This window comes from Streptomyces sp. NPDC006655, assembly GCF_040703965.1.
In the GTDB taxonomy this organism is placed as follows: domain Bacteria; phylum Actinomycetota; class Actinomycetes; order Streptomycetales; family Streptomycetaceae; genus Streptomyces.
On record NZ_JBEYJU010000050.1, the window covers coordinates 1 to 19020 of the forward strand.

At 72.0% G+C, this 19020-nt stretch carries 15 protein-coding genes and 1 pseudogene; 6 read left to right on the forward strand and 10 right to left on the reverse strand.

From position 1 onward, the window contains the following. The 5 genes and pseudogenes from AB0958_RS26520 to tkt all read right to left on the reverse strand — a co-directional run. A pseudogene (locus tag AB0958_RS26520) lies at nt 1–370 on the reverse strand (glucose-6-phosphate isomerase); the annotation flags it as partial. Beyond that, entirely contained in the window at nt 363–1298 is a 936-nt protein-coding gene (gene opcA, locus AB0958_RS26525) for a glucose-6-phosphate dehydrogenase assembly protein OpcA (RefSeq protein ID WP_358985571.1), read from the reverse strand. The pseudogene AB0958_RS26520 and the gene opcA, both read right to left, overlap by 8 nt. Then, on the reverse strand, nt 1295–2863 hold the full coding sequence (gene zwf / locus AB0958_RS26530) for a glucose-6-phosphate dehydrogenase (protein ID WP_366892958.1): 1569 nt from the start codon (nt 2861–2863) through the stop codon (nt 1295–1297). Before zwf ends, opcA begins: the two co-directional genes overlap by 4 nt. Continuing rightward, on the reverse strand, nt 2863–4005 hold the full coding sequence (tal, locus tag AB0958_RS26535) for a transaldolase (RefSeq protein WP_366892959.1): 1143 nt from the start codon (nt 4003–4005) through the stop codon (nt 2863–2865). The genes zwf and tal overlap by 1 nt, the downstream gene beginning before the upstream one ends. Nucleotides 4006–4037: 32 nt before the next feature. After that, entirely contained in the window at nt 4038–6128 is a 2091-nt protein-coding gene (gene tkt, locus AB0958_RS26540) for a transketolase (protein WP_366892960.1), read from the reverse strand. Nucleotides 6129–6273: 145 nt separating this feature from the next. Between tkt and AB0958_RS26545 the strand changes: the two genes are divergently transcribed. Beyond that, a complete protein-coding gene (locus AB0958_RS26545) occupies nt 6274–7170 on the forward strand; it encodes an AraC family transcriptional regulator (RefSeq protein WP_366892961.1) in 897 nt (298 codons plus the stop codon). Nucleotides 7171–7223: 53 nt separating this feature from the next. On the opposite strand, the gene AB0958_RS26550 is transcribed toward AB0958_RS26545, so the two are convergent. Then, nucleotides 7224–8633, reverse strand: a complete 1410-nt coding sequence (locus AB0958_RS26550; protein ID WP_366892962.1) for a glycoside hydrolase family 16 protein — start codon at nt 8631–8633, stop codon at nt 7224–7226. Between the two features lie 180 nt (nt 8634–8813). Then, a complete protein-coding gene (locus AB0958_RS26555) occupies nt 8814–8963 on the reverse strand; it encodes a hypothetical protein (protein WP_366893012.1) in 150 nt (49 codons plus the stop codon). 358 nt (nt 8964–9321) lie between these two features. On the opposite strand from AB0958_RS26555, the gene AB0958_RS26560 reads away from it, so the two are divergent. Then, nucleotides 9322–11988, forward strand: coding sequence for an FAD/NAD(P)-binding protein (locus AB0958_RS26560; RefSeq protein ID WP_366892963.1), 2667 nt, complete (start codon nt 9322–9324; stop codon nt 11986–11988). Between the two features lie 64 nt (nt 11989–12052). Here the strand turns inward: AB0958_RS26560 and AB0958_RS26565 are convergent, their stop codons facing one another. Together AB0958_RS26565 and AB0958_RS26570 are read right to left on the reverse strand one after the other, a co-directional pair. Next, a complete protein-coding gene (locus AB0958_RS26565; protein ID WP_366892964.1) occupies nt 12053–12823 on the reverse strand; it encodes an IclR family transcriptional regulator in 771 nt (256 codons plus the stop codon). Further along, nucleotides 12820–13239 (reverse strand): MarR family transcriptional regulator, encoded by a 420-nt coding sequence (locus AB0958_RS26570; protein ID WP_366893009.1) that lies wholly within the window; start codon nt 13237–13239, stop codon nt 12820–12822. The genes AB0958_RS26565 and AB0958_RS26570 overlap by 4 nt, the downstream gene beginning before the upstream one ends. 216 nt (nt 13240–13455) lie before the next feature. Here AB0958_RS26570 and AB0958_RS26575 point away from each other — a divergent pair, with 216 nt between their 5' ends. From AB0958_RS26575 to AB0958_RS26590, 4 genes are read left to right on the forward strand one after another with little or no spacing between them, the layout of a single operon-like run. Continuing rightward, nucleotides 13456–14373 carry an SDR family oxidoreductase gene (locus AB0958_RS26575; protein ID WP_366892965.1) on the forward strand — a complete coding sequence of 306 codons (918 nt, stop codon included), beginning with the start codon at nt 13456–13458 and terminating at the stop codon, nt 14371–14373. Continuing rightward, a complete protein-coding gene (locus AB0958_RS26580; protein WP_366892966.1) occupies nt 14373–15248 on the forward strand; it encodes an amidohydrolase family protein in 876 nt (291 codons plus the stop codon). The genes AB0958_RS26575 and AB0958_RS26580 overlap by 1 nt, the downstream gene beginning before the upstream one ends. A 10-nt stretch (nt 15249–15258) precedes the next feature. After that, nucleotides 15259–16764 (forward strand): long-chain fatty acid--CoA ligase, encoded by a 1506-nt coding sequence (locus tag AB0958_RS26585; RefSeq protein ID WP_366892967.1) that lies wholly within the window; start codon nt 15259–15261, stop codon nt 16762–16764. A gap of 14 nt (nt 16765–16778) precedes the next feature. Beyond that, nucleotides 16779–17234: a MaoC family dehydratase gene (locus tag AB0958_RS26590; RefSeq protein ID WP_366892968.1), complete on the forward strand. Its 456-nt coding sequence runs from the start codon at nt 16779–16781 to the stop codon at nt 17232–17234. Nucleotides 17235–17327: 93 nt separating this feature from the next. On the opposite strand, the gene AB0958_RS26595 is transcribed toward AB0958_RS26590, so the two are convergent. Beyond that, nucleotides 17328–19001 (reverse strand): histidinol-phosphatase, encoded by a 1674-nt coding sequence (locus AB0958_RS26595; RefSeq protein WP_366892969.1) that lies wholly within the window; start codon nt 18999–19001, stop codon nt 17328–17330. Nucleotides 19002–19020 lie beyond the last annotated feature (19 nt).

A 19020-nucleotide genomic window follows, 5' to 3' on the forward strand; every position in this document is an offset into this window, starting at 1 on the left:
CCAGGACCGCGTGCACCCGCGGTACGACGTTCTCGCCGTCGACCTCGACCACCGCGTCCCGCGGGGCGCGCAGCGCCGTGTGCAGCACCGCGCGGCCCTCGGTGATGTTGATCTTCTCGCCGCGGAACATGGCGTCCCGCAGCCCGAACACGTCGGTCGCGGCGGCCAGTTCCTGGAGCAGGGCCAGGGTCTCGTCCGTGACCAGGTGCTTGCTGTAGTCGATGTACAGGTCGCCGACCCGCACGACGTAGCGCTCGGCGCGCGCCGGGTCGGCCGCGAACAGCTCACGCAGGACCGGCTGCCCTTGGGCGCGGTGGTCCTCCAGGGCGGCCCACTCGGGCCGGTGGGTGAGCTCGGGGGTGTCAGGCATGGGAGACGGTCTCCTTGGTGCCCTCGGCGCGCAGGGCAATGGCGTACATCTCGTCGGCGTCGAGGCGGCGCAGTTCCTCGGCGATCAGTTCGGAGGTGGGGCGGACCTTGAGGGCCAGGGTGCGCGGCGGCTGACCGGGCAGGGTCAGGCTGGCGAGCGGGCCCTCGGGGCGGTCGATGACGATGTCGCCGTTCGCGGTGCCGAGGCGCACCGCCGTGACGACCGGCCCCTCGGAGACCACGCGGTCCACCGTGACCTTGAGGCGGGCCTCCAGCCAGCGGGCGAGGAGTTCGGCGCTGGGGTTGTCGGCCTCGGCCTCGACGGCCGCCGAGGTCACCGTGACCCGGGCCTGGTCCAGGGCGGCGGCCAGCATGGACCGCCACAGGGTGAGCCGGGTCCAGGCGAGGTCGGTGTCGCCGGGCGCGTAGTTGCGGGCGCGGGTCTCCAGGACCTGCATCGGCCGCTCGACCGCGTACAGATCGGTGATCCGGCGCTGCGCGAGCGCGCCGAGCGGGTCCTTGGACGGGGTGTCCGGGGCCTCCACCGGCCACCACACCACCACCGGGGCGTCCGGCAGCAGCAGCGGCAGCACCACCGAGTCGGCGTGGTCGGAGACCTCGCCGTAGGTGCGCAGCACGACCGTCTCGCCGGTGCCGGCCTCGGAGCCGACCCGGACCTCCGCGTCGAGACGGGAGCTGGTGCGGTCGCGCAGGGTGCGGGCGTGCCGCTTGATGACGACCAGGGTGCGCGAGGGGTGCTCGTGCGAGGCCTCCTCGGCCGCCTTGATCGAGTCGTAGGCGTTCTCCTCGTCCGTGACGATCACCATCGTCAGGACCATGCCCACCGCGGGGGTTCCGATGGCGCGGCGACCCTGCACCAACGCCTTGTTGATCTTGCTTGCCGTGGTGTCGGTCAGGTCGATCTTCATGGCCTGCGCCAGCTCCGTCCGTCTAGTGCGAGCATCTCGTCGGCTTCCTTCGGTCCCCAGGTGCCCGACTCGTACTGCGCGGGCTTGCCATGCTTCGCCCAGTACGTCTCGATCGGGTCGAGGATCTTCCAGGACTCTTCCACTTCCTGGTGACGGGGGAACAAATTGGCGTCGCCGAGCAGCACGTCCAGGATGAGCCGCTCGTACGCCTCCGGGCTGGACTCCGTGAAGGACTCGCCGTACGCGAAGTCCATCGACACGTCCCGGATCTCCATCGACGTGCCCGGCACCTTGGAGCCGAACCGGACGGTCATGCCCTCGTCGGGCTGGACCCGGATGACGATGGCGTTCTCGCCCAGCTCCTCGGTGGCCGTGGAGTCGAACGGGGAGTGCGGGGCCCGCTTGAAGACCACCGCGATCTCGGTGACCCGGCGGCCCAGGCGCTTGCCGGTGCGCAGGTAGAAGGGGACGCCCGCCCAGCGGCGGTTGTCGATGCCCAGCTTGACGGCCGCGTAGGTGTCGGTCTTCGACTTCGGGTCGATGCCGTCCTCGTCGAGGTAGCCGATGACCTTCTCGCCACCCTGCCAGCCCGCGGCGTACTGGGCGCGCACGGTGTGCAGGCCCAGGTCGTCGGGCAGCCGCACCGACTTCAGCACCTTCAGCTTCTCGGTGAGCAGCGCGTCCGCGTCGAACGCGATCGGCTCCTCCATGGCGGTCAGCGCCATCAGCTGGAGCAGGTGGTTCTGGATGACGTCACGGGCGGCGCCGATGCCGTCGTAGTAGCCGGCCCGGCCGCCGATGCCGATGTCCTCGGCCATGGTGATCTGGACGTGGTCGACGTACGACCGGTTCCAGATCGGCTCGTACATCTGGTTGGCGAAGCGCAGCGCCAGGATGTTCTGGACGGTCTCCTTGCCCAGGTAGTGGTCGATGCGGAACACCTGGTCGGGGTCGAAGACGTCGTGCACGACCGCGTTCAGGTCCTGCGCCGAGGCCAGGTCGTGGCCGAACGGCTTCTCGATGACCGCCCGCCGCCAGGAACCCTTCGGCGGGGTGGCGAGGCCGACCTTCTTCAGTTGTTGGACGACCTTCGGGAAGAACTTCGGCGGCACCGAGAGGTAGAAGGCGAAGTTGCCGCCGGTGCCCCGGGAGCTGTCCAGCTCGTCGACGGCCGCCTTGAGCTGCTTGAACGCGGTGTCGTCGTCGAAGTCGCCGGGGATGAACCGCATGCCCTCGGCGAGCTGCTGCCAGACCTCCTCGCGGAACGGGGTCCGGGAGTGCTCGCGCACCGCGTCGTGGACGACCTGGGCGAAGTCCTGGTCCTCCCAGTCCCGGCGGGCGAAGCCGACCAGGGAGAAGCCCGGCGGCAGCAGTCCGCGGTTGGCCAGGTCGTAGACGGCCGGCATCAGCTTCTTGCGGGACAGGTCGCCGGTCACGCCGAAGATGACCAGACCGGACGGGCCCGCGACCCGCGGCAGCCGCCGGTCGCGCGCGTCACGCAACGGGTTGTCCCAGTCGGCGGCGGGCACCACCGGCACCCGCACCTCCTTGGCTGTCTCGCTCATTACGCATCGACTCCCTTGCTGTTCAGGGACTTCGTGACGGCGTCCAGCAACTCCTGCCAGGCCACCTCGAACTTGGCGACGCCCTCGTCCTCCAGCTTGCCCACGACCTCGTCGTAGGAGATGCCCAGCTTCTCGACGGCCGCCAGATCGGCGCGTGCCTGTGCGTAGCCGCCGGTCACCGTGTCGCCGTGGATGTCACCGTGGTCGGCGGTCGCGTTCAGCGTGCCCTCGGGCATGGTGTTGACGGTGCCCGGTGCCACCAGCTCGTCGACGTACAGGGTGTCCTTGTACGCGGGATCCTTCACACCGGTGGAGGCCCACAGCGGACGCTGCTTGTTGGCGTTCGCGCCGGCGAGCGCGGTCCAGCGGGCGCCGGCGAAGACCTCCTCGTACGCCTCGTAGGCCAGCCGGGCGTTCGCCAGCGCGGCCTTCCCCTTCAGGGCCAGGGCCTCGTCCGTGCCGAGCACGGTCAGCCGCTTGTCGATCTCCGCGTCGACGCGGGAGACGAAGAAGGAGGCCACGGAGTGGATCGTGGCGAGGTCCAGGCCCTTGGCGGCGGCCTGCTCCAGGCCCGCCAGGTAGGCGGCCATGACCTCGCGGTAGCGGTCCAGGGAGAAGATCAGCGTGACGTTGACGCTGATGCCCTGGGCGATGACCGCGGTGATCGCGGGCAGGCCCGCCCTGGTCGCCGGGATCTTGATCATGACGTTGGGGCGGTCGACCAGCCAGGCCAGCTGGCGGGCCTCGGCGACCGTGGCCGCCGTGTCGTGGGCGAGGCGGGGGTCGACCTCGATGGAGACCCGGCCGTCCCGGCCGCCCGTCGCGTCGTACACCGGGCGCAGCACGTCGGCGGCGGCCCGCACGTCCTGGGTGGTCATCATCCGCACGGCCTCGTCGACCGTGACACCCCGCACGGCGAGGTCGGCGAGTTGCTCCTCGTAGCCCTCGCCGGAACCGATGGCGGCCTGGAAGATCGAGGGGTTGGTGGTGACGCCCACGACGTTCTTCGTGGCGACCAGCTCCGCGAGGTTTCCGGTGCTGATCCGCTTGCGCGACAGGTCGTCCAGCCAGATCGAGACACCCTCGTCGGAGAGGCGCTTGAGTGCTCCCGCGGTGGCGGTTGCTTCGGTCACAGTGATCATCTTCCTCTACTGAACTGTTTCTGGCTGGTCGATCAGGCGGTGCGGGCGGCGGCCAGGGACTCGCGGGCCGCGGCCGCCACGTTCTCGGGGGTGAAGCCGAACTCGGCGAACAGGGTGCCGGCGTCCGCGGAGGCGCCGAAGTGCTCCAGGGAGACGATCCGGCCGGCGTCGCCGACGAACCGGTACCAGGTCAGGCCGATCCCGGCCTCCACAGCGACCCGGGCCCGCACGGCCGGCGGCAGGACGCTCTCGCGGTACTCGCGCGGCTGCTCCTCGAACCACTCCACGGACGGCATCGACACCACCCGGGTGCCGATGCCCTCGGCCTCCAGGAGGTCGCGGGCCGCGACGGCGAGGTGCACCTCGGAACCGGTGGCGATCAGGACCACCTCCGGGGTCTCGGTCGACGACTCGCGCAGCACGTAGCCGCCCTTGGCCGCGTCCGGGTTCGGCGCGTACGTCGGCACGCCCTGGCGGGTCAGCGCGAGCCCGTGCGGGGCCGGGTGCGTGGCGTGCCTCTTCAGGATCTCGGCCCAGGCCGTCGCGGTCTCGTTGGCGTCGGCCGGGCGGACGACGTTCAGCCCCGGGATGGCGCGCAGCGCGGCCAGGTGCTCGACGGGCTGGTGGGTGGGCCCGTCCTCGCCGAGGCCGATGGAATCGTGCGTCCAGACGTAGGTCACGGGGAGCTGCATGAGCGCCGACATCCGCACGGCGTTGCGCATGTAGTCGGAGAACACCAGGAAGGTGCCGCCGTAGATCCGGGTGTTGCCGTGCAGGGCGATGCCGTTCATCTCCGCGGCCATCGAGAACTCGCGGATGCCGAAGTGGACGGTACGGCCGTACGGGTCCGCCTCGGGCAGCGGGTTGCCCGCGGGCAGGAAGGAGGACGTCTTGTCGATCGTGGTGTTGTTGGAGCCCGCGAGGTCGGCGGAGCCGCCCCACAGCTCGGGCAGCACCGGGCCGAGCGCCTGGAGGACCTTGCCGGAGGCAGCGCGGGTGGCGACCGCCTTGCCCTCCTCGAAGACGGGGATCGCGGACTCCCAGCCCTCGGGGAGCTGACCGGCCACGACCCGGTCGAAGAGCGCGGCCTGCCCGGGGTGCGCGGTGCGCCATTCGGCGATGCGCTTGTCCCAGGCCGCGTGCGCCTCGGCGCCCCGGTCCAGGGCGCGGCGGGCGTGCGCCAGCACCTCGGCGTCGACCTGGAAGGACTGCTCCGGGTCGAACCCGAGGACGCGCTTGGTGGCGGCGATCTCGTCGTCGCCGAGCGCGGAGCCGTGCGCGGCCTCGGTGTTCCGCGCGTTCGGGGCGGGCCAGGCGATGATCGTGCGCATCGCGATGATCGAGGGCCGTCCGGTCTCGGCCTGCGCCGCCTTCAGCGCCGTGTACAGGGCCCGCGGGTCGACGTCGCCCTCGGCGGTGGGCTCGACGCGCTGGGTGTGCCAGCCGTAGGCCTCGTACCGCTTCAGCACGTCCTCGGAGAAGGCGGTCGCGGTGTCGCCCTCGATGGAGATGTGGTTGTCGTCGTAGACGAAGACGAGGTTGCCGAGCTTCTGGTGGCCGGCCATCGAGGAGGCCTCCGCGGAGACACCCTCCTCCAGGTCGCCGTCGGAGACGATCGCCCAGATCATGTGGTCGAAGGGGGAGGTGCCCTCGGGGGCCTCCGGGTCGAACAGGCCGCGCTCGTAACGGGCGGCCATGGCCATGCCCACGGCGTTGGCGACGCCCTGGCCGAGCGGTCCCGTGGTGGTCTCGACACCGGCGGTGTGCCCGTACTCGGGGTGGCCCGGCGTCTTCGACCCGTGCGTGCGGAAGGCCTTGAGGTCGTCGAGCTCCAGCTCGTACCCGGCGAGGAACAGCTGGGTGTAGAGCGTCAGCGAGGTGTGCCCGGGGGAGAGGACGAACCGGTCCCGGCCGGTCCACTCCGGGTCGGCCGGGTCATGACGCATCACCTTCTGAAAGATCGTGTACGCGGCCGGGGCCAGGCTCATCGCGGTGCCGGGGTGCCCGTTGCCGACCTTCTGCACCGCGTCGGCGGCGAGCAGGCGCGCGGTGTCCACGGCGCGTCGGTCGAGGTCGGTCCACTCGAAGCCGTCGTCGAAGCCGGCTGCTGTGTGCGTGCTCATCTTCAAGAAGTCCTCGTTCGAAGCGTTCTGGCTGGCCTGACGCGTTCAAAAGTAAAAGTCTGACTTAATGGAGGGAAGGTCGGGGTGTGTCACTCTGTGGTGAAAGTGGGACACGGATCTTCGACAGGGACGGCACGAGAAGGACATGGCGGACAGAACGCCCGGCGCGGCGGGTGACGGTGACGTCATCAGAACCTTCCCCTTTCCGGTGGATCTGAGCGTCGGCGGTGTCGGCATGCAGGTCGGCCCCATGGGGGCCGGCCGCCGGTGGCACGCCGACGCCCCGCTGGAGCGGGTGCACCGCATCGACTTCCACGTGGTCATGCTCTTCACCGCGGGTCCGGTCCGCCACATGATCGACTTCGCCGAGTACGAGGCACAGGCCGGCGATCTGCTCTGGATCCGGCCCGGGCAGGTGCACCGCTTCTCGCCGACCTGCGAGTACCGCGGAACCGTCCTGACCATGCAGCCCGGCTTCCTGCCGCGCGCGATCGTGGAGGCGACCGGTCTGTACCGCTACGACCTGCCACCCTTGCTCCACCCCGACGAACCGCAGCTCAGCGCGTTGCAGGCGGCGTTGGCGAACCTGCAACGCGAGTACGAGGACGCCGATACCCTCCCTGCGGCCCTCCATGCCTCGGTGCTGCGGCACTCCCTCACCGCGCTGCTGCTGCGCCTCGCCCACCTCGCGGCCAGTTCGGCGGAGGCGGCACGCCGTCAGGCCGATACGACCTTCACCCTTTTCAGGGATGCGGTGGAGAAGGACTTCGCCACGAACCACAGCGTCAGCGCCTACGCCGACACCCTCGGCTACTCCCGGCGCACCCTGGTCCGCGCGGTCCGCGCCGCGACCGGTCAGACCCCGAAGGGCTTCATCGACAAACGGGTCGTGCTGGAGGCCAAGCGCCTCCTGGCCCACACGGACCTGCCCATCGGCCGGGTCGGCGCGGCCGTCGGCTTCCCCGACGCGGCGAACTTCTCCAAGTTCTTCCAACTGCACACCGGGCAGACCCCGGTGGCGTTCAGGGCGGAGCTGCGCTGACGCGCCGACGGCGCCGGGGAGTTCCCGGCGCCGCCGCGTGCCCGCCTCGCGGGTCAGCGCCCGAAGTCGAACCAGTTCACATTGACGAAGTCGGCCGGCTGGCCGCTGCTGAAGGTCAGATAGACGTCGTGGGTGCCCGTCACCGAGCCTATGTTCGCCGGGATCGTCGTCCAGGTCTGCCAGCCGCCCGTGTTGGCCACCGCGAAGCTTCCGACGGGGGCGTTGGACGGGCTGTCGAGCCGGACCTGGACCAGTCCGCTCACCCCGGAGGCCGCGCCGCTCGCCACCCTCGCGTAGAACTGGGTGGCCGCCGTGGAGCCGAAGTTGACACCCTTGTAGAGCGCCCAGTCGCCGTTGGCCACGTACCCGATGTCCTGGCCGCCGCCGGTGTCGGTGGTGGTCTCGGCGGTCACCCCGGACTGGCTGTCGTACGACTCGGCCTGGATGGGGCTGTACGCGTCCCGGTTGCCGGGGGGCGGGGTGGTGGTACCGCCGCCACCGGACTGCAGGACCTGCACGTAGTCCACGACCATCGGGTGGCCGGACTCGGTGGCGCTGGTGGGGCCGCCGCCGAAGGCGTCCGGGAAGCCGCCGCCCATCGCCACGTTCAGGATGACGAAGAAGCCGTGGTTGGTGGCGTTCGCCCAGGTGGTTGCGTCGACCTGACCGGCCGTCACGGTCTGGTAGTTGACGCCGTCGACGTAGAAGCGGATCGCTTCCGGGCTCACCGAGCGGTCCCACTCCATCGTGTAGGTGTGGAAGCCGGACTGGCAGGTGGTGTTGGGGCAGGCGGTCGAATTGCCCAGCCCCGTCGTCTCGTTGCAGGGGCCGCCCGGGCTGGTGCCGCAGTGCATGGTCGCCCAGGTCTTGTTCAGGCCCTGCACGTTCTCCATGATGTCCAGCTCGCCGACGCCCGGCCAGTTCTGGTAGTTGCCCCGGTAGGGCGCGCCCAGCATCCAGAACGCCGGCCAGTAGCCGTAGGCGGCGGTGCCGGTCACGTTCGGCATCTGGATGCGGGCCTCGACGCGCAGCTTGCCGCCGGCCGGGGGCTGGAAGTCGGTGCGGGTGGTCTCGATCCGGCCCGACGTCCAGTTGCCCGCCGCGTCGCGGACCGGCGTGATCTTCAGGTTGCCGTTGCCGTCGAGGGCGACGTTGCTGGTGGACGAGGTCATCCGCTCGATCTCGCCGGTGCCCCAGTTGGCGGCGCCTCCGGGATACGAGGTCCCGGTGTCGTACTGCCAGTTGGCGGTGTTGACGCCGGTGCCCGCGGTGCCGTTGAAGTCGTCGAGGAAGACCTGGCTCCAGCCGGACGGCACACCGGGCGCGGAGGCGCTGGCGGGGAGAGTGGTGGTGGCGGCCGCCGTGACCGCCAGGCCGAAGGTGGCGAAGGCGGCGACCAGGGCACGGCGCACGGAACGCCGCCTTCTGTGGTCCGCGGGCGGTATACCGGAGGGTTCACTCATGGGGGGGCCTCTCGGGTACGGAAGTGGGGAGCGCGGGTGGGTCTCCGGGAGCGCCGGAAGGATCTGAGAGCGCTCTCAAAGTGGGCCCAATGTGCTCCCCGTGCCTGCGGCCGTCAAGAGTTAAAACAAAGAATCTCCTGGTTTCTCAACCGAGTTCACGCTCTGAAGCCGGCCGGTCGTTCACCGGACGGCGCTGCCCGCCTGCCAGTCGGCCCAGGACAGGTTCCAGCCGTTGAGGCCGGTGGGCGGGTGGACGGTCCTCTCACCGGAGTTCAGGCCGTGGCTCCCCTGCCGTCCGTAGCTGCCGAGGCGTCCGCCGAGGAACCGCATCCGGTCAGTGCCGCACCCGCCGGAACCGCGCCCGGAGCGGCGAGGATCCCGCACCGGGACCACTTCCCCGTCAGCCGTGCGGACCGGTTCGACATGTGCTGGACGCCCACGACCCGCCTTCCTGACTTGTCCACCTCTGTCAGGGCATCCTGCGCTCGTTGTCCGGGCGACTCCTTCGAATCACGGGGGTGACCCCTGAGATTCCGACGAGGAGCGGGTGCCGGCGGGACCGGCGGGATCTCTGCGGACGAGTCGGCCGGAACCCGGGTTGTCCGCGCCCCCGATCCTGAACACAGTGTGAACGCCCGGGAGGAACTCACCGGAAACACCGGGTTCGCCGAGCCACCGGAGGTGTTCCGTGACCGACGTCCGCACACGGCAGAGCGTGGCCATCGTGGGAGCGGGGGCGGCGGGCACCCTCACCGCCGTCCAGCTCTGCGAGACCGCGCACCGCCGCCGGACTCCGCTCGACCTCGTCCTGATCGACCCGGCCCCGGAGGCGGGCCGGGGCACCGCCTACGCCACCCGCGACCCCCGGCACCGCCTCAACGTGCCCGCGGGCGCCATGAGCGCCTACCCGGACGACCCCGGGCACTTCGTCCGCTGGCTGTGCCGGCACGGCGAACCCACCGTCGACGGCGCCGACTTCGCCACCCGCTACCGCTACGGCGCCTACCTCGCGGACACCCTCGGCCAGGCCCTCGTCCGGGCCCACGACACGGTCGCGGTGCGCCGGCTGCGCACCCGCGCGCGGAGCTGTACCGGCACTCCCGACGGCCGGGTGGAGCTCCACCTCGCCGCCGGGGGACCCCTGACGGTGGACGGCGCCGTCCTGGCCACCGGTCCCGCCGGTGCCACCGCCCGCTGGGCGCCCGCCGAGCTGCGCACCTCGCCCCGGTTCGTCGGCGCCCCCTGGACACCGGGCGCCCTGGACCCTTTACGGGACAGCCCCGAGGACGTCCTGCTGGTCGGCACCGGCCTGACCGCCGTCGACCTCGCCCTGACCCTCGACCGGCCCGATCGCACCCTGCACGCCCTCTCCCGCAACGGACTGCTGCCCCAGCCGCACGCCCTCGGCGCGGCCGGGGACATGCCCGCACCGGACGGCCTCGACGACACCTCGCTGGGCCGGTTGCGCCGCGTGGTCTGGCGCCATGTCAGCCGCTCCGTGCGCACCCACGGCGACTGGCGCCCCGCCCTGGACAGTCTCCGTCCGCACACCGCACGGCTGTGGCGCAGTCTCACCCCCCAGGAGCGCGAGGACTTCCTGGCCCGCGAGGGTGCCCTGTGGAACACCCACCGCCACCGGATGGCCCCCGCCACCGCCGAACACGTCTCCCGCGCCCGCACCGCCCGCCGCCTGCGGGTCCACACCGGCACGGTCACCCGGGTGACGGCCGCCGGGACCGGTGGTCTCGCGGTCGAGCTCTCGGACGGCCGTACCCTGCACGTCGGTTGGGTCGTCGACTGCACCGGCCCCGGCCGCCACCTCGACGACCCGCTGTGGCGGGGGCTGTTCGGCTCGGGCACGGCCGTCCCCGGGCCCCTCGGCATGGGTGCGGCCACCCGCGACGGCCGGCTCCTCGACGCCCGGGGCCGCACCCCGCTGCCCCTGTTCACGCTCGGGGCGCCGCGCCGGGGCGAACTGTGGGAGACCACCGCGATACCCGAGATCCGGGTCCAGGCGGCCGAACTGGCGCGGCAGCTGCTGCCGCCCCCGGAGCGCAGGCGGCCCGGGCGGCGGCCCGTCGACGGTCACGGGCAGCCCCTGTCCACCCGCGCCGACGCGGCCGCCGCCTACCGCAGCGGGCTCGACCGGGTCCTCAAGGTGCGCTCCGGCGCGGAGGACGCCTTCGCGCGCGCGGTCGCCCTGGACCCCGGTTTCGCCCTCGGCCACGCGGCCCTCGCCCTGCTCGGCCACGAGTGCGCCGCCGCCGTCGACGTGCCCCGCGCCCTCGCCGACGCCCAGCGCGCGGCCCGCGAGCACGCGGACGAGCGCGAGCGGTCCTTCGTGGACGTGGTGACGCGTCGGGTGACCGGTGACGACGGGGACGAGGCGCTCGTACGGCATCTGCGGGAGCACCCGGGAGACGCGCTGGCGCTCGCGGCGGCCGTGCCGACCATCGCGTTCTCCGGGGTGAGCGATCTGCACGACGCCGACGCGCTGCGGCTGCTCGAACTGACCTCGCCCGTGTACGACGGACACTGGTTCCACACCTCGCTGCTGGCCTTCCTGCGTCAGGAGCAGGGCCGGCTGCACGAGGCGGGGGAGCTGGCCCGCCGCGCGCTGGCCGCCGAGCCCGCCTCCGGGCACGCGGTGCACGCCCTCGCCCACGTCCACTACGAGTCCGGGGCGCACGAGGCGGGCCGGGACTGGCTCGACGGCTGGATGGCCGGGCGGGGCCGGGGCGCCGTGCACCGGGCGCACTTCTCCTGGCACATCGCCCTGCACGAACTCGCCCTCGACGACCCGGGCGCCGTGCGCCGCCGCTGGTTCGGCCAGCTCGCACCGGGTCGGGTGCATGGCGTGCGGGCGCTGGTGGACTCGGGGTCGCTGCTGTGGCGGGCCCGGCTCAGCGACAGCTGGGAGGGCGACCTGCCGACGGCGGACGTGCTCGACTCGGTGGCCCGGGAGGTGCTGGAGCGGCCCGCCACCGCGTTCACCGCGCTGCACGCGGCCGTCGCCCTCACCGCCGCCGGGGACCTGCCGGCGCTGCACCGGCTCCGCGACCACGCGGCCGGCGCCGACCCGGTGCAGCGGGAGGTGATCGCTCCGCTGTGCGAGGCGTTCGCGGCACTGGTCGAGGAGCGGTTCCAGGAGGCGGCCCGCGGGCTCGACGCCCTGCTGCCGGTGCTGGCCAGGGTCGGCGGCAGCGCGGCCCAGCGCGAGGTCGTCGAGGAGACCCTGCTGTACGCGCTGGTCGCGGCCGGCCGCTGCGACGCGGCCCGCCGACTCCTGGACACCCGCCTGGACCGCAGAGGGACCCCCCGGGACCGCCGCCTGCGCGCAACCCTCCCCTCCTGACCGACGACCACCCCGGGGTCCCCGGTCCCAGCCGACGGCGTGTCGGTTCCGCCCGGGCCGGGGGCTACCCGTCGGCGACGGTGCGTTCCGGGTGCCAGCCCAGGGCTCGGGAGATGCCGCGGGCCGCCAGGCGGACCGCCGGGATCAGGGCCGGGACCTGGGCGTCGGTCTGGGGCACCACCACCGAGACGGCCGCGGCCACCTGCCCCGTCGCGCCGCGGACGGCGGCCGCCACCGACAGTGCGTCGTCGGTGACCTGACGGCTGCTCACCGCCACTCCGCCGCGGCGCACTTCGGCCAGTGAGCGGCGCAGCCGCACCGGATCCGTGATGGTGTACGGCGTGAAGGCCGTCAACGGTCCCGCGCAGTACTCCTGTTGGAAGGCCGGGGTCTCGTGCGCCAGCAGTGCCAGCCCCACGCCCGTCGCGTGCAGCGGCCAGCGCGCGCCCACCCGGATGTGCACACCCACCGCGGAACGCCCCGAAAGCCATTCGATGTAGACGACCTCGGTGCCGTCCCGCACCGCCAACTGCACGTTCTCGTGCGTCGCCTCGTACAGGTCCTCCAGGTACGGCAGCGCGATCTGGCGCAGCGCGAGACCCCGGGGGGCGAGCGCCGCCAGCTCCCACAGGCGCAGCCCCACGTGGTAGAGACCGTCCGCGTCCCGCTCCAGCGCGCCCCACTCGGTGAGCGCGCCGGCCAGCCGGTGCGCGGTGGTCAGCGACAGCCCGGCCCGGCGGCTGATGTCGGTCAGGCTCAGCGCCGGATGCCCGTGGTCGAACGCGGCCAGGACCGCCAGCAGCCGGTCCGGCGCGGAGCGGGCGACGGTGGTCATGGCCGGTCGGCGACCCGCAGCAGGAGCGCGTGGAGGGCCGCGCGCTCGGCGGGGTCGAGCGGGGCCAGCAGGTCGTTCGTCACCCGCCGGCCCGCCTCGTCCGTGTCCCGCAGGAAGGCGCGGCCGCTCTCCGTGAGGACGACGATCCGGCTGCGGCGGTCGTCGGGGGCGGGGCGCCGCTCGGCGAGGCCCTGCTTCTCCAGGTCGTCGACCAGGCCGACGATCGCGCTCGGGTCGTAGCCGAGCCGGGTGCTCAGCTCCCGCTGGAGCACCCCTTGCGACGTGGCGAGGAACCGCAGCACCGCGTAGTGGCGCAGCCGCAGCCCCGACTCCTGGAGGGACGTGTTGAACAACTGCCCCGACCGCAGGCCGAGGCGGTACAGCAGGTAGCCCGTGTCCGCGTGCAGCCCGCGCATCCACGGCTCGTCGGCGTCGATGGAGGGAGTCTTCTCGGTGTGCTGGCGGGCGATGGCGGGCTCCCTGGTACGGGCCCCGGCGACGGGGCGGTCGGTGGCACGGAGTCCAGCATGACGCACCCGTGGGACGGCAACAACTATTGACGTCAACAATTATTGCTCTTAGCTTCGATCTCGCAGCCACACCCCCATGCGACCCACGTGAAGGGACCAGCCGTGCCCACCATCGATCTCACCGGCAAGGCCGCCGTCGTCACCGGCAGCGGCCGGGGTCTCGGCCTCGCCTACGCGCACGCCCTCGCCGCCCACGGTGCGTCCGTGGTCGTCAACGACGTGGACGAGGCCGTCGCCGAGCAGGCCGTGAAATCCATCACCGAGGCCGGCGGCACCGCCGTCGCCGAGGTGGTCCCGGTCGGCACCTCCGAGGCCGCCGACCGGCTCGTGAACCGGGCCGTCGAGGAGTTCGGCCGCCTGGACGTCCTGGTCACGAACGCGGGCATCCTGCGCGACAAGGTGCTGTGGAAGATGACCGACGACGACTTCGACGCGGTCGTCACCACCCACCTCAAGGGCACCTTCACCTGCGCCCGCGCCGCCGCCGTACGGATGCGCGAGCAGGGCGAGGGCGGCACCCTGATCCTGGTCGGCTCCCCGGCCGGGCAGCGCGGCAACTTCGGCCAGACCAACTACGCCGCCGCCAAGGCGGGCATCGCCGCCATGGCCCGTACCTGGTCGATGGAGCTGAGCCGCGCGAACATCACGGTCAACGCGATCGTCCCGGTGGCCGCCACCGCCATGACCGAGACGATCCCCGCCTTCGCCCCCTACATCGAGGCGATGCGGGGCGGCGAGCCGCTCCCGGACTTCCTGCGCAAGGGCGAGGGCTTCGGCACCCCCGAGGACTGCGCGGCCGTCGTCCCCTTCCTCGCCTCCGCGGCCGCCCGGGGGATCACCGGCCAGGCCATCGGCATCGGCGGCGACAAGGTGGCACTCTGGTCGCACCCGCAGGAGATCCGGGCGGCCTACGCCGACGGCGGCTGGACCCCGGAGACCCTTGCCGACGCCTTCCCCACCTCGGTCGGCGCCGAACTCCAGTCCGTGGGCATCCCCGCGCCCAAGCTGCCGGAGGCGTGATGGACATCGAGGCACTGACCGCGATCGACGTCCACACCCACGCCGAGGTCTCCTCGCGGGGCCACGCCTCCCTCGACGAGGACCTGCACGACGCCTCCGCCGCCTACTTCAAGGTCGAGGGCAAGCGGAAGCCGACGATCGAGGAGACCGCCGCCCACTACCGGGAACGGAACATGGCCGCCGTGATCTTCACGGTGGACGCCGAGTCCGCCACCGGCACCCCGCCGGTCCCCAACGAGGAGGTCGCGGAAGCCGCCGCGGCCAACTCCGACGTGCTGATCCCCTTCGCCTCCGTCGACCCCTTCCGCGGCAAGGCCGGCATCAGGCAGGCCCGCCGGCTGGTCGAGGAGTACGGGGTGAAGGGCTTCAAGTTCCACCCCAGCATCCAGGGCTTCTTCCCGAACGACCGCGCGGTGGCCTACGGCCTCTACGAGGTGATCGAGGAGACCGGCACCATCGCCCTCTTCCACACCGGCCAGACCGGCATCGGGGCAGGCGTCCCGGGCGGCGGCGGGATCCGTCTGAAGTACTCGAACCCGCTGCACGTCGACGACGTCGCCGCCGACTTCCCGCACCTGAAGATCATCCTGGCGCACCCCTCCTTCCCGTGGCAGGACGAGGCCCTCGCCGTCGCCACCCACAAACCGGGCGTGCACATCGACCTGTCCGGCTGGTCGCCGAAGTACTTCCCGCCGCAGCTCGTGCAGTACGCGAACACACTGCTCAAGGACAAGGTCCTGTTCGGCTCCGACTTCCCCGTCCTCACCCCCGACCGCTGGCTCGCCGACTTCGCGAAGCTGCCGATCAAGGACGAGGTCCGGCCGAAGATCCTCAAGGAGAACGCCGCCCGTCTGCTCGGGCTGACCAAGCCGTAAGGGGTCGCAGATGCGCAACGAGGGACTGGGGTCCTGGCCCGCACGCCGGGCCCGCAAGACCCCGCACCGTACGGCGCTGGTGCACGACGGCCGGCCGGCCGACTACCGCACCCTGCACCACCGCACCACCCGCCTCGCCCATGCCCTGCGCGCCCGGGGCGTCCGGCGCGGCGACCGCATCGCCTACCTCGGCCCCAACCACCCCGCCTACCTGGAGACCCTGTTCGCGGCCGGCACCCTCGGAGCGGTCTTCGTCCCGCTCAACACCCGCCTGGCAGGTCCCGAGATCGCCTACCAGCTCTCCGACTCCGGAGCCAAGGCCCTGCTCTACGGCCCCTCGCACGCCGGTCTCGTCGCGGGCCTGCCCGGCACCAGCGACGTCCGCACCTACGTCGAAGTCGGCCCCGAGTACGAGGAACTGCTCGCCGAGGCGGCCGACGACCCGATCGACGAGCCCGTCGTCCCCGACGACACCTGCATCATCATGTACACCTCGGGGACGACCGGACGCCCGAAGGGCGCCATGCTCACGCACGGGAACCTGACCTGGAACGCGCTCAACGTGCTGGTCGACACCGACCTGATCGCCGACGAACGCGCCCTGGTCTCCGCCCCGTTGTTCCACACGGCAGGCCTCAACATGCTCACCCTGCCGGTCCTCCTGAAGGGCGGTGCCTGCGTCCTGGTGGAGTCCTTCGACCCGGCCACGACCCTGGACCTGATCGAACAGCACCGGATCACCTTCATGTTCGGCGTCCCGACCATGTTCGACCAGGTGGCCCGGCACCCGCGCTGGCCGGACGCCGACCTCTCCTCCCTGCGCATCCTCACCTGCGGCGGCTCCCCGGTGCCCACCCCGCTGATCGCCGCGTACCAGGAGCGGGGCCTGACCTTCCTTCAGGGCTACGGCATGACGGAGGCCTCGCCCGGCACCCTCTTCCTCGACGCCGAGCACGCCCTCGGCAAGGCGGGCTCGGCGGGCGTACCGCACTTCTTCAGCGACGTACGGGTGGTACGGCCCGACCTGACCCCGGTCGACGTCGGCGAGCCCGGCGAGGTCGTGGTCCGCGGCCCCCATGTCATGCCCGGCTACTGGGGGTTGCCGGAGGAGACGGCGGCCTCCTTCGCCGACGGCTGGTTCCGCAGCGGGGACGCGGCCCGCGTCGACGAGGACGGTTACGTCTACATCGTCGACCGCCTGAAAGACATGATCATCTCAGGTGGGGAGAACATCTACCCCGCCGAGATCGAGGACCTGCTCCTCGCCCACCCCGACATCGTGGAGTGCGCGGTCATCGGGGTGCCGGACGACAAGTGGGGCGAGGTGCCGCGCGCGGTGGTGGTGCCCCGGGAGGGCGCCGACCTCGACCCCGACGAGGTGCTCGCCTCGCTGTCCGGCCGGCTCGCCAAGTACAAGCTCCCCAAATCGGTGGTGCTCGCGGACGAACTGCCGCGCACCGCCTCCGGCAAGCTCCTCAAGTCCCGGGTGCGCAAGCGCTACGGCACCACCTCATGAGTAAGGAAAGCGACATGGGTGTCACCGTCAACGGCCTCGACGAACTGAAGAAGCTCGCGGGCAGCGACCTGGGCACCAGCGAGTGGATCGAGGTCACCCAGGAACGCATCGACACCTTCGCCGACGCGACCGGCGACCACCAGTGGATCCACGTCGACCCCGAGCGGGCGGCCGCGGGCCCCTTCGGCGCCCCGATCGCCCACGGCTACCTCACCCTGTCGTTGTTCATCCCCCTGTTCACCGAGCTGCTCGACGTCCAGGGCGTCACCACGAAGGTCAACTACGGTTTGAACAAGGTGCGTTTCCCGGCCCCGGTGAAGGTCGGCTCCCGGATCCGGCTGGCCGCGAGGCTGGCGGAGGTCGAGGACGTGCCGGGCGGGGTGCAGATCGCCGTCGACGGGACGATCGAGATCGAGGGCGGCAGCAAGCCCGCCGCGGTGTTGCAGAGTCTGTCGCGGTTCTACGCGTAGGGCTTCGCCTGAGAGCCGACGTGGTGGGGAACTGCGGGCCGGTGGGGGCTGGGCGCGCAGTTCCCCGCGCCCCTGCGGGGCGCTCGGCTCAGCTCAGTTCACCACGTCGACGAAGATCGGGTTCGAGTAGAACCACGTGTCCGCCCACGGGTCGCCGTTGCCCGGCTCGTGGGGGATCGGGCCGTGCGGGTCGATCGAGGCGCCGAGATAGCCCGTGCCGCCCCGGTTGCCGTCGCTGCCGCGTAGCCGGACGTAGCAGGACTCGTCGCCCGCGGTGAGCGGGATCCGCAGGGTGTAGGTGCCCTTGCGGCCGCTGACGTCCTTGCTCTGGACGACCTTCGTGTCGGGCGCCTGCCAGGTGTCGCGGTCCGCGACCGGACCGCGCACCGCGCCCCGGATGACGTCGACGTGCGCCAACTGGGGAAGGATCCCCTGCGGGTTGACCCGGGACGCGGTCGTCACCGTCACGTTCAGGGTGAGCCGCTCGCCCCTGCGGACCCGCAGCCGTCCGCCGAGGGTGACACCGTCACCGTGGTCGCAGTCCCGCTTCAGCCGCACCTCGAGACCGTCGAGCAGGTGCCCGTGGTCCAGCCAGACCCGGCCCGCGCGCAGGCCCGCCATCACCGCGCGGTAGCCGTAGCGGGTGACGCCGACGTGCGTACGGCTGAACTCGCCGGGCCAGAAGTCGCTGCCGGGCTGCGGGGTGTCGGTGTTCACCGGGTCGGGCAGCTTGCCGGTGTTGTCGAAGTTCTGCCCGGCCGGCCAGTCGCCGTTCTTCCAGGTGTCGAAGACCGTGCGGTGGTTGTCGGAGTTCGTGGTGATCGTGAAGAGGCGCCCCTCCGACAGCATCGCGTCCCAGAGGCCGCCGACCGTGGCCGTCGCCCAGTCGAAGCCGCCGTAGGTGAGGTACGCGTCCGCCGGATAGCCCGCCCAGGACTGGGCGGAGGGCTTGTTCTCGTACTCGCCGCGGATCGAGGTCGCCCCGCGCCAACCCGGGATCGCCGCGCCCTGGGCGCCGGGCGCGCCCTCCATGCCGATCATGATCTCGGCGGCCGCGTCGCGCCAGTTGCGCAGCTCGTGCGGCGAGTCGATGCCGAGGCGCAGCGGGTGGTTGGCGAGCACGAGGACGTCGTCGACATAGCCGGTGCGGCGCTGCTCGGCCAGCCACTGGATGGCCTTGACCGCGTGGGCCTCGTTGCGGGCGGTGTCGGCCGCGCCGGCGGAACCCTCGGTGTACTCCAGCAGCTTGCCGTCGTAGGCCAGCTCGAACGCGGTCAGCAGGTCCGTCTCGTGCGGGCCGGGCGCGGCGAACACCGTGCAGTGCTCGGCGGCCGGGATGTACCACTCCAGGCCCTGGAAGATCAGCTGGCGCGGGTTCGCCGCACGGGCCTTGAGGATCTCCGCGTGCTCCAGCTCGGCGCCGTAGTAGGCGTGCCCGAAGTTGGAGTGCTCGTTGAACACCATCCAGTCCAGGCCGTACTTCGCGGCGGCCCGGGCCTGCTGGGTGAACGTGTACTTGGCGTCGTGGCTGTACACGGAGTGGACGTGGTGGTCGCCGACCAGGTAGGCGAGGCGCGGGTCGGCGCCGCCGAGGCGCGGCCGGCCCAGGGAGGCGGCGAACGCCGGGGTGGCGGCGGAGCCGAGGGCGAACGCGGCGCCGAACAGGCCCGCGCTGCGCAGGAGTCCGCGCCTCGACATGCCCTGGGCGTCCAGCTCGGCGGCGGAGACGGCAGGGTCGGCCCAGGTGGGCAGCTGCTGCTCGGTCATGGAGAAGATCCTCGTCACG

What these genes read in the sequence shown, in the direction of transcription:
- AB0958_RS26570 (WP_366893009.1), bottom strand. Translation starts at nt 13,239, where the DNA reads ATGCGCGGGCTGCACGCGGACACGGGCTACCTGCTGTACCGCCTCGGC.
- AB0958_RS26585 (WP_366892967.1), top strand. Translation starts at nt 15,259, where the DNA reads ATGCGCAACGAGGGACTGGGGTCCTGGCCCGCACGCCGGGCCCGCAAG.
- tal (WP_366892959.1), bottom strand. Translation starts at nt 4,005, where the DNA reads ATGATCACTGTGACCGAAGCAACCGCCACCGCGGGAGCACTCAAGCGC.
- AB0958_RS26555 (WP_366893012.1), bottom strand. Translation starts at nt 8,963, where the DNA reads ATGCGGTTCCTCGGCGGACGCCTCGGCAGCTACGGACGGCAGGGGAGC.
- tkt (WP_366892960.1), bottom strand. Translation starts at nt 6,128, where the DNA reads ATGAGCACGCACACAGCAGCCGGCTTCGACGACGGCTTCGAGTGGACC.
- AB0958_RS26590 (WP_366892968.1), top strand. Translation starts at nt 16,779, where the DNA reads ATGGGTGTCACCGTCAACGGCCTCGACGAACTGAAGAAGCTCGCGGGC.
- opcA (WP_358985571.1), bottom strand. Translation starts at nt 1,298, where the DNA reads ATGAAGATCGACCTGACCGACACCACGGCAAGCAAGATCAACAAGGCG.
- AB0958_RS26565 (WP_366892964.1), bottom strand. Translation starts at nt 12,823, where the DNA reads ATGACCACCGTCGCCCGCTCCGCGCCGGACCGGCTGCTGGCGGTCCTG.
- zwf (WP_366892958.1), bottom strand. Translation starts at nt 2,863, where the DNA reads ATGAGCGAGACAGCCAAGGAGGTGCGGGTGCCGGTGGTGCCCGCCGCC.
- AB0958_RS26550 (WP_366892962.1), bottom strand. Translation starts at nt 8,633, where the DNA reads ATGAGTGAACCCTCCGGTATACCGCCCGCGGACCACAGAAGGCGGCGT.
- AB0958_RS26580 (WP_366892966.1), top strand. Translation starts at nt 14,373, where the DNA reads ATGGACATCGAGGCACTGACCGCGATCGACGTCCACACCCACGCCGAG.
- AB0958_RS26595 (WP_366892969.1), bottom strand. Translation starts at nt 19,001, where the DNA reads ATGACCGAGCAGCAGCTGCCCACCTGGGCCGACCCTGCCGTCTCCGCC.
- AB0958_RS26545 (WP_366892961.1), top strand. Translation starts at nt 6,274, where the DNA reads ATGGCGGACAGAACGCCCGGCGCGGCGGGTGACGGTGACGTCATCAGA.